Source organism: Desulfacinum hydrothermale DSM 13146 (assembly GCF_900176285.1).
Taxonomy (GTDB): Bacteria; Desulfobacterota; Syntrophobacteria; order Syntrophobacterales; family DSM-9756; genus Desulfacinum; species Desulfacinum hydrothermale.
This window is the reverse complement of record NZ_FWXF01000001.1, coordinates 304,378-316,992: the sequence shown is the minus strand read 5'-3', so window position 1 is coordinate 316,992 and position 12,615 is coordinate 304,378. Positions and strand designations below refer to the sequence as shown.

The 12,615-nt window shown below is 63.6% G+C and carries 12 protein-coding genes and 1 riboswitch; of the genes, 7 read left to right on the top strand and 5 right to left on the bottom strand.

From position 1 onward, the window contains the following. Positions 1-116: 116 nt before the first annotated feature. A complete protein-coding gene (locus B9A12_RS01500) occupies positions 117-971 on the top strand; it encodes an epoxyqueuosine reductase (protein WP_212636786.1) in 855 nt (284 codons plus the stop codon). Here B9A12_RS01500 and B9A12_RS01495 read toward each other — a convergent pair. From B9A12_RS01495 to B9A12_RS16855, 3 genes are all read right to left on the bottom strand, one after another. Beyond that, complete coding sequence (locus B9A12_RS01495) at positions 935-1,837, bottom strand: sirohydrochlorin cobaltochelatase (protein WP_084055770.1); 903 nt, start codon at positions 1,835-1,837, stop codon at positions 935-937. The genes B9A12_RS01500 and B9A12_RS01495 overlap by 37 nt on opposite strands. 54 nt (positions 1,838-1,891) lie before the next feature. Then, the gene (locus B9A12_RS01490) at positions 1,892-2,137 is read right to left on the bottom strand and encodes a hypothetical protein (protein ID WP_084055769.1); all 246 of its coding nucleotides are present in this window, start codon (positions 2,135-2,137) and stop codon (positions 1,892-1,894) included. Positions 2,138-2,349: 212 nt separating this feature from the next. Further along, positions 2,350-2,541: riboswitch (cobalamin riboswitch) on the bottom strand. A gap of 75 nt (positions 2,542-2,616) precedes the next feature. Then, positions 2,617-2,766, bottom strand: coding sequence for a hypothetical protein (locus tag B9A12_RS16855; RefSeq protein WP_170920259.1), 150 nt, complete (start codon positions 2,764-2,766; stop codon positions 2,617-2,619). A 343-nt stretch (positions 2,767-3,109) separates the two neighbouring features. On the opposite strand from B9A12_RS16855, the gene B9A12_RS01485 reads away from it, so the two are divergent. From B9A12_RS01485 to B9A12_RS01460, 6 genes are all read left to right on the top strand, one after another. Continuing rightward, on the top strand, positions 3,110-3,922 hold the full coding sequence (locus B9A12_RS01485; RefSeq protein ID WP_084055768.1) for a DUF4198 domain-containing protein: 813 nt from the start codon (positions 3,110-3,112) through the stop codon (positions 3,920-3,922). Between the two features lie 140 nt (positions 3,923-4,062). Beyond that, complete coding sequence (locus tag B9A12_RS01480; protein ID WP_084055767.1) at positions 4,063-4,329, top strand: DUF8180 domain-containing protein; 267 nt, start codon at positions 4,063-4,065, stop codon at positions 4,327-4,329. Positions 4,330-4,341: 12 nt separating this feature from the next. Then, positions 4,342-6,411, top strand: a complete 2,070-nt coding sequence (locus B9A12_RS01475) for a molybdopterin-containing oxidoreductase family protein (protein ID WP_084055766.1) — start codon at positions 4,342-4,344, stop codon at positions 6,409-6,411. 279 nt (positions 6,412-6,690) lie between these two features. Beyond that, entirely contained in the window at positions 6,691-7,710 is a 1,020-nt protein-coding gene (locus B9A12_RS01470; protein WP_084055765.1) for a DctP family TRAP transporter solute-binding subunit, read from the top strand. Positions 7,711-7,726: 16 nt separating this feature from the next. Then, entirely contained in the window at positions 7,727-8,233 is a 507-nt protein-coding gene (locus B9A12_RS01465; protein WP_212636785.1) for a TRAP transporter small permease, read from the top strand. 305 nt (positions 8,234-8,538) lie between these two features. Beyond that, positions 8,539-9,822: a TRAP transporter large permease gene (locus tag B9A12_RS01460; RefSeq protein WP_084055763.1), complete on the top strand. Its 1,284-nt coding sequence runs from the start codon at positions 8,539-8,541 to the stop codon at positions 9,820-9,822. Positions 9,823-9,832: 10 nt separating this feature from the next. Here B9A12_RS01460 and B9A12_RS01455 read toward each other — a convergent pair whose 3' ends face one another. Continuing rightward, a complete protein-coding gene (locus B9A12_RS01455) occupies positions 9,833-10,354 on the bottom strand; it encodes a Slp family lipoprotein (RefSeq protein ID WP_084055762.1) in 522 nt (173 codons plus the stop codon). After that, positions 10,351-12,582, bottom strand: a complete 2,232-nt coding sequence (locus B9A12_RS01450; protein WP_212636784.1) for a 6-phosphofructokinase — start codon at positions 12,580-12,582, stop codon at positions 10,351-10,353. Before B9A12_RS01450 ends, B9A12_RS01455 begins: the two co-directional genes overlap by 4 nt. Positions 12,583-12,615 lie beyond the last annotated feature (33 nt).

The following is a 12,615-nucleotide window of genomic DNA, read 5'->3' as shown; positions in this document are numbered from 1 at the left end:
TCACCGGGCTTGCTTTCCCGCCGCCATGTGTTACCACTGTCTTTCCGGGAAAGAAACCGGCAATTGGACGCATGGAATACGCCCTGCTCGTCAGTAAGGGAAAGGACGGACAGTCGATGAACGCTCAGGAATGGATCGCCGGGGAAATCGAAGGGATCATGGATCAATGGATCAGGGAAGGCCGGTCTTCGGACTATTGGAGGCGCCCCGTGCAGGTGGGGATCGCCTCCGCCCAGGACCCCCTCTTCGACCAACTGCCGCGGGTGGCGGCCCCGGACCACCTCCTTCCCCGGGACTTACTGCCGGACGCCCGGTCCGTGGTGGTCTTCTTCTTACCGTTTCAAAAGGACGTGGTCCATTCCAACCGGGCGGATGCCGCCGGCAGGGCGGATGCCGCCGGCAGGGCGGACGCCGCCGGCTTCGCCTCCCGAGCCTGGGCCCAAGCCTATGTGGCCACCAATTCCCTCATCGGCCGCATCTGCGACCATCTCCAGAGCCGATGGGCGGAGGAAGGTCATCGAAGCGCCGTCACTCCCGCCACCCATAACTTCGACCAACAACGGCTCCTGAGCCGCTGGTCCCACAAGCACCTGGCCTATATCGCCGGTTTGGGCACCTTCGGGCTCCATCACCAGATCATCACCCCGGCCGGCTGCTGCGGCCGTCTGGGAAGTCTGGTCACGTCCTGCGCCCTGGCGCCCACGCCCCGTCCCACAGGGGAATTCTGCCTGGCCAAGGCGGGAAAGGAATGCGCCCAGTGCATCTCCCGCTGCGTCTATGGCGCACTGACAAGGGACGGCTTCGACCGGCATCGCTGCTACGCCCGGCTCCTGGAAAACGACCGGCACTACGCCGACCTCCCCTTGGTGGACGTCTGCGGCAAATGTGTCGCCCACGTCCCGTGCAGCTACACCGCCCCGGCCTCCAAGGCGTCTCACTCCTTAGGAGCACGCAACACTTGGCGCAAGTGATCGAGCCACACGTCCACCACCTGGGAAATCTCGGCGGTCCCGCGCAGGACGGGAACGGCCTGGATTCCCTGAGCCTTCAGGACGGATTTCCAGCTGTCCGGCTCATCCCCCGCCATGTCGTTTCGCGCGTGATCCCCAGCCACCAGCATCAAGGGGACGAGATAGGCCCGAGTGATCTTTCTGGCCTTGAGGATGGGGATCACATCCTGGAGGGTCGGGTGGCCTTCCACGGTGGCCAGAAAGGCGTTGGGATCCGCCTTTTGAAAAAGGGCATCCATGGCCGTGTAGACCGCGTCGGCGGGGTGGTGTCCCGAGCCGTGGCCCATGAAGATCACGGCGTCTGCGGGTTTACGGTCTGCGGGCACCTGATCCAGCAGGGCCGTGACCCCCCGGGTCATGTCCTCATAAGAAGACAGGAGGGGCCGCGCCACGCTCACCCGATCGAAGCCGCCGGCCATCTGGGCGAACAGGCGCACATTGCCGTAAAGTTCATGAAATTCTTCTCCCGGGATGGTGTGCAGGGAGCAGACGGCCACCTGGGTGAACCCGTCGTCCATGAGCCGAGCCAAGGCCATTTCCGGAGAATCGATGGAGGTTCCCCGGGCGGCCAGTTTCTTTCGGATCACGCCGGACGTGTAGGCCCAGCGGACCTCCACACCCGGAAAGGCCTCTTTCACCCGTTCGTCGACGATCTGGAAGGCCTTCTGCGCCTGCGGCACGCTGGTACCGAAGGCCACCATCAGGATGGCTTGCTTCTGATGCCTTGCCTTGCCATGCATCGCCCACGCTTTGGACACGCCCGCTCCTCCCATCAGGAGACCCACCATCACCATCACAGCCATCACCACGGTCAACCGTTTCAGCATAGGCCACCTCCTTGCATCCGCACAAGTGTCACCCAACGATTTTGCCAGCACGTTTCAACCACAAAGGCGCAGGGGCATTCCGATCAGTTCCATGCCGTCTCCATCCACCCGGGCCCGCACACACATCACCTCTTGCATGCCCCGGACGACCATGCGCCACCAGTTGTAGGCGATCTCCGACTCGTCGCGGGCCACCCCCACCTCGTGAGCCGCATAGCGGTCCATGCACGCATAGATACCCCAGCTGTCATCGGCCAGTTCGGCCCCTCCTGTCACGTAGACGATCAAGCCTCTCTTCATGGGTCCATCTCCTTTTCGGGGAAGGGCGCCCGCGGCGGTTGGAACCCCCGCGGGCGGTCTAGGGGTTGAAGGAAACGATGAGGAGGGTGGTGCCGGGGAAAGGATGGGCCGTCCTTTCCCCAAAAAAAAATCCCTAGAGCCGGCGGCTCTAAGGATTGCACCCAGTTTCACTTGGTCCTTGCGCTCGGAAGCTCAAGGCATACACCCGTGCCCCGCTTCCCTTCGGTCAGGCAGGTCTTCTGGCTCACGGATCGCCCTACTCTCCGCACCTTCCCGCTTCTCAAAAAGAGAAGCAGTGGCTTTTGCGCGGATTTCGTCCCCGTTCACAGCGGCGGGACCGCTCCCGATTCGCACGGGATTCCCTCTTAAGCCCACGGCCGGGCACCTGACCGCTCGATTCAATTGTGAAACTATTCCTATCAGGTCGCCTGGCCGGGGTCAAGCCCTAAATGCTTCGGAGGGGAAGCCGGCCTCGAGTTTCACGGCGCCTTGGCAATCACCATACGCACCGATCCCGGTTCCACCTCTTCCATTTCCAGCACCCGGCCGCCGTTGTGGGCCACCACCCGCTCCATCTTGGGGCGCTGCTCGGAAGTGACCAGCACGGCGAAGGTGTCGCCGGGCTTCACGAAACGAAGACGTAAACTTACGTCCAGAAAACCCGATCAACAATCGCTCCGATAATCGGCCATGTCCCCTTGGACGAAAACCCCTTGAGCCATGATCCTATTCTCCTTTCCCATCCCCATATCCCTTGACAAAAGGTACTGCCTGCGACACATTGCACATGCGATTGGGAAGCAGGAACTTCCCTCACCGCCCCACCTGAAGGTGCCCTTTTCCTGAAACCGGCTTCAAAAAACCAATCCAAGGTCAAGAAGACCCTCACCGAGCGGACCGAAGAAACGGCCGCCAGGCTCTGGTTTGTGTTTTCGCAGACTCGAACCCTATCCGTCAATCAAGGAGGAAACAATGCGATTCCGTTCCCGTCTCTTACAGATCCTGATGGTCGCCCTGGCGCTCTTGGCGTACCCCGTGCCGGGAGCCTTGGCCCATTTCGGCCTCATCCTGCCTTCGGACGACATCATCTCGGCCCACGACTCCAAGACCATCACCGTTCAGGCAAAATTTCTCCACCCCTTTGAAGGCCAATACATGGAAATGGCCAAGCCCAGGCGCTTCGCCGTGATGAGCCGCGGCAAGACAACGGATCTCTTGGACACCTTGACCCCTCAAAAGGCCCGTTCGGCCGACCAGGAAGGGGCCCACACCTACTGGGAAACCCGCTATACCATCAAAAGGCCCGGTGATTACATCTTTTTCGTGGAGCCGGAACCCTACTGGGAACCGGCCGAAGACAAGTTCATCGTGCACTACACCAAGGTGTGCGTGCAAGCCCTGGGACTGGAAGAAGGATGGGACCGGCCCGTGGGGTTGGAAACGGAGATCATCCCCCTGACCCGGCCCTACGGTCTTTGGACCGGCAACGTCTTCACAGGAAGGGTTCTCCTCAAGGGAAAGCCCGTGCCCTTTGCGGAAGTGGAAGTGGAATACCTCAATGGGTCGCCCCATAATCCGTCCCGGGTAACGGCGCCGGCCGACGCCTTCGTCACCCAGGTGATCAAGGCCGACGCCAACGGCGTTTTCACCTACGCCATGCCGCGAGCGGGCTGGTGGGGCTTTGCGGCGCTGAGCGAAGCATCCTGGACCCTGCCCAAAGACGGCCGACAGAAGCCCGTGGAGATCGGGGCCGTCTTCTGGGTGCACACCACCGACATGAAATAACCACCGACATAAAGTGACCGGACGAATCCGGTCATTGACAGACCCGGCCGGGCTCCTCCATGATGGACCCGGCCGTGTTGGTCCGTCCCAGACTGACCTTTCCAGCACTCAACCCTCTCTTTTCCAAGCGAGGAAGCCCCATGAGCCATGACCATCCGCACCCTTCGACCGCCGACAAAACCGAAAAGCCCCTGAGCACCCGGGAAAAATTGGCCCGGATGATCCACCACTGGATTCACCACACGGAAGACCACGTGCAGTCCTATCGGCAGTGGGCGCAAAGGGCCCAGGAAGAAGGCTTGCCATCGGTGGCCCGGGCCCTGGAACGGGTGGCAGACGGATCCCTGGAACTGAACCGGATCCTGGAAGAGGCCCAAAAGGAACTGGACGAGATGGGTAATGCGTAACAGGAGTCTGCCATGAGCAACGGATGGTTCAGCACCCACTGCGCCCGGTTCGACCACGGCGGCTGCGGCCTGAAGGTCCAGGTCCAAAACGGCCGCCTGACCCAGGTCGTTGCCGATCCCCACGATCCCTTCAGCCGTGGATGGGCCTGCCCCAAGGGGCTTTCGGCCGCCGAGCGCCTGGAAAGTCCCCATCGGCTTCGAACGCCGCTGAAACGAAAGGGGGCGCGCGGTTCCGGCCAGTGGGAAGAAATCGGCTGGGATGAAGCCCTGGACCGACTCGCCTCCGCCTTTCAAAAGGCCATGGCAGATTCCGGCCCGGAAGCCGTGGCCTTCGCCCAGGGCGCTCCCAAGGGCCCGGAATTCTTCCTGCTCCTCCGGCTGGCCAACCTGCTCCAATGTCCCAACGTGGCGGGCACCCAGCACGTGTGCCACATGCCGCGGGAACAGATGGCCCTGGTGACCTGCGGATTCTTTCCCGTGGCGGACCTGGAGGGCCCCACCCGGTGCATCCTGCTCTGGGGCAGCAACCCCATGCGCACCAACGAAGAAGGGGTCCTGGGCGGCCACCTCAAGAGCGCCTTGGACCGCGGCGCCCGCCTGGTGGTGGTGGATCCCTACCGCACCGCGCTTGCTGAAAGGGCGGACATGTGGCTTCCCATCCGGCCGGGAACCGATGACTTCCTGGCCCTGGGCTTCCTTCACGTGATCCTGGCGGAAGGACTGGCGGACACGGCCTTCGTGGATGCCTGGACGGTGGGCCTGGAGGACCTGGCCCGCGCCGTGGAACCGTACACGCCCGAACGGGTGGCACAAGCCTGCTGGATCGAACGGGAAGAACTTGTGAACGCCGCCCGGCTCTACGCCACCTCCCGCCCGGCCTGCCTCCAGTGGGGTAACGCCGTGGAGCATACCCCCAACAGCGCGGCCGCTTGCCAGGCCCTGGTGCACCTCATGGCCGTCACCGGCAATCTGGAAGAACCAGGCGGGAACATCCGAGCCCAGGCCCCGCGGCTCCTGCGCCTGAGCGAATTCATGGCCCTGGACGCCTTCCCCGGTCGGCCCCGAAAGCTTTTGAACCACCACCACGGCATCATCCCGCGGCTTATCAGCGTGCCCGGCTGGATGCTCATCCGCTCCATCCTGGACCAGAGCCCCTATCCCATCCGCTGCCTCTACACCCAGGGCACCAACCCCATGATGACCTACTCGGACGCGGACTCCGTTCGGGAGGCCCTTTGCCGGCTGGATTTCCTGGCCGTGGCCGATCAGGTACTCACTCCCACGGCGGCCCTGGCCGACCTGGTTCTTCCCGTGGCCCTGCCCATGGAGATGAACGATCTGGGCCACTACGGCCTGCCCCATGGATTCGTAACCGCCCGCCCCAAACTGGTGGATCCCCCGCCGGAATGCCGCTCGGATCTATGGATCCTGAACGAATGGGGAAAACGCATGGGATTCCAGGATCGATTCTGGGATCGGCCCGAAGACATCCTGGACGCCATCCTGGCCCCGTCGGGACTTTCCTACGAGGACTTCAGGGAAAAGGGCGTGCTGTTCGGACCTCGAAAGGTCCGCACCTACATGGGAAAAGGCTTCAAAACCCCTTCGGGCAAGGTGGAACTCAGGTCCAGTCTGCTGGAAAAGTGGGGGTTTGCCCCCCTTCCCCGGGCACGAGAACCCCAACCCCTCAGCGACGCCTTTCCCCTGCTCCTCACCAGTCGAAAACCCAAGGATTTCTTCCACTCCGCCTACCGGCACCTGGAACGCCTGCGCCGACGCCACCCGGAACCCCGCGTGCACCTTCACCCCCAGACGGCCCGGGAACGGGGTATCCGGGAAGGCCAGAAGGTCCTGGTGGAAACCCCTTGGGGCGCCATGACCCAGGCGGCCCACCTCACGGAGCGGGTGCACCCCAAGGTGATCCTAGCCGACTACGGCTGGTGGTTTCCCGAACGCACGGAGGATCCCCTGCGGGGCTGGGCGGAAGCCAACGTGAACCGGCTCACCCCCGTGGACGAAACCGATCCCGTCATGGCCACCCCCCAGGTGCGCGCCCTTCCCTGCCGGATCCGCAATCCCTAATCCGAAATGCGGATAGCAAGGGCGCAAACGGTTTCTTGAAATCATGCAATGTTAAATATCTTGAAATTACAGCCACATTTCTTCCCCGCCCTTCGACTCTTGGGTTGACATCCCCCGGGGCGCCATTGCACTTTTTGAGGACCTTGATAGGGTCGCCGAGATCCCTCGCTTAGGGCAGCGGCGGCCTGATCCCACCAAGGCTTGGGGACCGCCGGCGAGGCCCCGTGCCCCCGTCGGCCGACTCCCTTTCCGTCAACCTCACAAACGAAGGAGCGCATTATGAAAAGAGGCTTTCTGGCGGTGGTTGTCGTGTTGGCGGCGGCTCTGTCCTTGAGCTTTCCGCCGGTGGGGGCGGCCGGCACCAAGGACGAGTACAAGATGAGCATCGTGGTGGGCCCCAAGGGTCCCTGGGGGGAAAGCGCGCAGAAGTTCGCCGACCTGGTGCGCGAGAGGACCCAAGGGCGCATCAACATCAAGTGCTACTTCGCCGGACAGCTCTTTGCGGGCAAACAAACCAATGAATTTCTGCTCATGCGCCAAGGCGTCATCGATTTCGCCCTGGCCTCCACCATCAACTGGTCGCCCCAGGTGCCGTCTCTCAACCTCTTCGCCCTGCCCTTCTTCTTCGAAGACTACCAACAGCTGGACGCCGTGAAAAACGGCGCCCCTGGTCAGGAACTCTTCCGTCAGATCGAGGAGAAGGGCGTGGTGGGCCTGGCGTGGGGTGAAAACGGCTTCCGGGAACTGACCAACCGTAAGCATGCGGTGAACTCCCCCGAAGACCTGCAGGGCCTCAAGGTGCGTGTGGTGGGATCGCCCATCTTCATCGACACCTTTCGGGCCTTGGGCGCCAACCCCATCAACATGAATTGGGGCGAAGCCCAGACGGCCTTCCAGCAGGGCACCGTGGACGGCCAGGAAAACCCGGTGAACGCGGTGATCATTCCTTACCAGCTGTGGCAGGTGCACAAATACATCAGCATCTGGCATTACGCCATCGACCCGCTCATCCTGGGTGTGAGCAAGAAGACGTGGGAGTCCTTTTCTGCGGAAGACCAGGCCATCATCAAGCAGGCGGCGGCGGATGCCTGCGCCTGGGAAGTGGCCCAGGCGAGAAAGGGGTTGGAGGGCGACATGCCGGCGCTCCAGACCCTTCGTGACCACGGTATGAAGGTGACAGTCTTCACGCCGCAGATGCGGGCGGCCTTTCGGGAAAAGACCCGCTCGGTCTACGATGAGTGGCGCAAGAAGATCGGTGAGGACCTGGTGGCCCAGGCCGAGAAGATCCTGGGCCGCTGAGGGGATGGAGCCGGTAGTGATCCGACGCGCTCTTTCCTGGCTGTGGGACCATCTGGAGGAGAGCGCCTGCGCGCTTCTTCTCCTGGTGATGGCCCTCATCGCCTTTGTCAATGTGGTGATCCGTTACCTCACCAACTACTCCTTCGCCTTTACGGAAGAAGTGGAGGTGGGCGCCCTGGTCTACCTCACGCTCTTCGGAGGTGCCGCCGCGTTCCGGCGGGGCCTCCATCTGGGGCTCCAGTTCGTCTACGAACGGCTTCCCCGGCCGGCCAGGCAGGTGGTGTCGGTTCTTTCCCTGGCCCTGGTCTTCTTTGTCTTCGGGACCCTCACCTACTATGGGATCTTTCAGATTCGTGACGAAATGGATCTGGAGACCCTGTCCGAAGCCCTGGAGGTGCCCCAGTGGATCTATACGCTGGCCGTTCCCTTGGGCAGCGTCCTCGTCATGGTTCGGGCCGTGGAGCGAACGGTGGAGCTGTGGGGGCGGGAAAAGGGGCCTTCCAAGGCCAAAGAAACAAGGTGACACGGAAGAAGCCATCGGGGCGAGCGGCCTTAGGAGGTTGTCCGAGGATGCCCAGGTTCTTCCCTTCTTGAGCGGACGGAAGGTTGGGACTCCCGAGCAGGCTCGCCTTGCCAGCTTGGCCTTGCAACAGCAGGGGCGGGTTCCGAACCCGTCCCTACAAGGTTGTCTGAGAATTACGAAAACACCACAAGGCCCGGTGGCATTTCAACCGGCCGGAAAGCTCAAAAGGGCCGAGAACCCCTTGTCAGACAGGCTCCGTCACCGTTTCCCTTGCTCCTCAAACCTTTCCCTCAGGTGGATCTTTCATGGATGCAGCGTTCTGGCTCTTTTTCCTCTTTGTCGTGCTCCTCTTCTTCGGCATCCCCATCGCCGTGGCTCTGGGTGGTGTGGCCATCTTCATGATCTGGCAGTTCAACCTGGGCATCCCGGTGATTTCATCCAACTTTTACGCGGGGATCGCCAAGTACCCCCTGCTGGCTATTCCGTTTTTCATCCTGGCCGGCATGATCCTGGAGCGGTGCGGCGTGTCCCAGCGGCTGGTGAACCTGGCGAGCCTGCTGGTGGGGTCCATCCCCGGGGGGCTGGCCATCGTGGCCGTTTTGGTCTGCGTCTTTTTCGGCGGCGTGAGCGGGTCCGGGCCGGCGGATGCCGCGGCCATGGGCGCCGTCCTCATTCCGGCCATGGCCCGCAAGAATTACGACAAGGAATTCAGCGCCGCCCTCATCGCCGCCGGAGGCTCCACGGCCATCGTGGTGCCCCCCAGCATCGCTTTCATCCTCTACGGGGTGATCACCACCACGTCGGTGCCGGCCCTGTTCGCGGCGGGGGTCTTTCCCGGCATCCTGGCGGGGCTCTCACTCATCCTTCCCGCCTATTGGATCAGCAAACGCCGGGGCTACATGGGCGCAGAGCGGGGGAACCTGGGCGAGCTCTGGGCCGCCTTCAAGGACGCCTTCTGGGGACTCATGGCCCCGCTGGTCATCTTGGGCGGCATCTACGGCGGGATCTGCACGGCCACCGAAGCGGCCGTCGTGGCGGTCTTCTACGGCATGGTGCTGGGCTTCGGGGTCTACCGCACCTTGGACCTCAAGGCCTTTTACCAGATCCTGGTGGACGCGGCGCTGTCTTCGGCGGTGGTCCTTCTGATCGTGGCTCTGGCAGGCCTCTATAGCTGGGCGGGCGCCACCCTGGGGGTCATGGAACGGATCGCCGGTGCCTTGCTCACCCTGTCCCACAACCAGTGGGTAGTGCTGGCCATGGTCAACGGGCTCATCCTGGTGGCCGGCATGCTCCTGGACGCCATTTCCATCTACTATGTCTTTCTGCCGATCCTGCTGCCCATCGTGGCCCACTTCGGCTGGGATCCGCTCTGGTTCGGAGTGGTCATGACACTGAACCTGGCCATCGGCCAATTCACGCCCCCCGTGGCCGTCAACCTGTATGTGACCACCAACCTGGCGGGCACCCCCCTGGAGAAGACATCGGCGGCCGCCCTGCCCTTCATCGCCGCCATGGCCGCAGCCCTCATCCTGGTGATCCTCTTTCCGTCCCTGAGCCTCTACCTGCCCAAGCTGTGGGGACTCTACTGACCCGGTGGGCTCACCAGCCGTGCCCGAAATAAAAGTGCCACCAGATGGGCGGATACCGATCACAGGCGTAGGGATCCCGAACCCGTTGGGACTCTTGGGGCCACAGGTGGAGTTCCAGCACATCCAGGACCGGGTAGGTGTAAGGGACCTGGCCCACCCGGCGCCTTTCCGCGCCCGCCACGGTTCCCGCCACCGTGACCAGGCGGCCCGGGGCGTAGAGGGCCGTATCCAAAAAGCGCTTGTCCCGGGCCAGGAAGCGGCCTTCGGAACGGGTGAAGTCGCGGGGTCTTCCCTGCCGGTCCGCCGGAAGCTGCAGGATCTCCAGCACCGTTGCCGTGCTCAAGTTTTCCCCGGAAAGAATCCGCCCGCTCCAGATGACCACCTTGCCCCGGTAATAGTCGGGATTTTTTTGAACTTCCGAAACACTCAGATCCCATTGGGCCTGCCGGCGGACGGCCGGCGAGATCACGTGGGCGCATCCCCCCAGAAAGAGGATCAGCGCCGCAAGCACCGTCAACGTGAACCGTTTCATGACTCCCCTTCTCCTTGCACCAGGCACGAAGGCGCCGATCTGGCCAGGATCTGGGCCGCGCTGTCCAATTCCAAGAACCACTGCCGGCGCGGCCTGCCCGCTTGCAGATCCAGCGCCTCCAGCGCTTCGCCCAAAGGAATCGCCTCCACACCCCGGCCGCGAAGCCCCAGAGCCACCCCGTCCCGAGCCCCTTCTTCCAGCAGGCGGCCCATCTCTCGGGCCGCGGCCGACCCCATGCGGCAGGCCAGGATGCGGTCGAAGGCCGTGGGCGAGCCCCCCCGCTGCAGGTGGCCCAGGATGGCGGTGCGAACCTGGTAAAGCCCCCGACTCTCCTCTTCCAGGAGCCGGGCGATGAAATCCGTGGTGTAGTGGCGGCTGGCGTTTTCGTTTCGTAAATAGATCACCATGCGCTTTCCACAGCGGAAGCTTTCCCTCAAGGCCTCCACATCCGTGTTGAGTTCGGCCAGCGAGATGCCCCGTTCGGGCAGGTAGGCCTTCTCGGCTCCCGAGGCCAGCGCCCCGGCCAGGGCCAGGAACCCGCTCTGGCGTCCCATGACCTCCACCACGAAGGCCCGCCGGTTTGCTCCAGCCGTGTGCCGGATCTTGTCCAGGGCCTGCACGATATTGTTGAGAGCCGTGTCGCAGCCGATGGTAAACTCGGTGCACGGCAGGTTGTTGTCGATGGTGGCCGGGATCAGGACCAGGGGAAGGGCCAAGGCCGGATGGGAGGACGCCCCTTCCATCAGACGCTTCGCGTTCAGGTAGGCCCCCAGGCCGCCCACGGCGATGAGCCCACGGATGTGGTGTGCCTGGATGTTGCGCGCGATCCGCTCCAGATCCGAGCCGCTCAGCTCATGGCGCGCCGTCCCCAGTTCGGAACTGGGCCGATTGACCCAGCCCGTCACCTGGTTCCATTCCAGCGGCTGGAAGTCCGCCGCGATCAACCCCCGGAAGGCGTCCCGAACGCCCAGCACCGCATATCCATCGTTCAGGAGGCATCGGGCCGCGATACTCACCGCCGTGTTCATTCCCGGCGCGTCGGCCCCGCCCGTGAGGATCGCCACACAGCCCTCTTCCTGGCGGGAGGCGGCCGGTTCGATGCGGGTCAGGGTCTTGACCAGATCCAAGGTCCGGACGAACCCCTCGCCACGAAGCCGCTGGGCCTCTTGGTAGTTCCCACGGTCGATGTGTCGACCCACCGCACGGCTCTTTTCCACCACCTCGGAAAGGGACGTGGTGGTCACCCGGTTCTTTTGAAGCCCCACCATGTGGCAGAGGGGTTCGGGGCCGGCGCCCATGAGCAGCTCCACCGCCGCCACCCCCAGCCGGGTGGCCAGGATGCGATCGAAGGCCGAAGGCGGGCCTCCCCGCTGCACGTGCCCCAACACGGTCACCCGCACGTCGATCCCCAGCCGTTCGGCGAGAATCCTTTTCAGTTCTTCCGTGCGGATGGGCAGTCCGTCCGGGTGACGGGCCCCTTCCGCCACCACCACCATCTGATGGGGACGGCCGATGGCTCGAGCCCGCTCGATGGCTCGACTCATCTTCTCATGCCACCGAAGATCCAGCTCTTCTTCCGGCACCAGCACCCAGGAGGCCCCGCCGCCCAGGGCGCCCATGAGCGCCAAATAGCCGCAATGGCGCCCCATGGTTTCCACGATGAAGGTGCGCTGATGGGAGGCGGCCGTGGAGGTGAGATCGTCGATGGCATGCACGATATGGTTCAGGGCCGTGTCGGCACCGATGGACATATCGGTCCCGTACAGATCGTTGTCGATGGACCCGGGAAGGCCCACCACGTGCAACCGCTCGGGCATCCCGGCACGGCCCTCGGCCGGTGCCTCCTGGCCCAGCTCAGCGCAGTGCATCTGCCACTCTTCCGCCAGCACCCGCGCTCCCATGAGGGATCCGTCCCCACCGATGACCACCAGGGCCTGGATACCCCGCTCGCACAGGTTCTTTACCGCCTGCCTTCGGCCTTCCACCGTTCGGAACCGCTCGGACCGGGCCGTTCCCAGAAAAGTGCCGCCCCGCGGAAGAATGCCGCCCACATCGTTCCAGCCCAAAGGCCGTATGGCATCGCCTCCGGCAACCAGGCCCTCGTAGCCGCTGAAGACACCGTAGACGTCCATGCCGCCGTCCAAAGCCCGCCGCACCACGGCGCGCACGCCGGCGTTCATACCCGGAGCATCCCCTCCGCTGGTCATCACCGCCATGGTTCGAACCATCGTCTCTTCCCCCGCACTGAACGTCATCGCCAC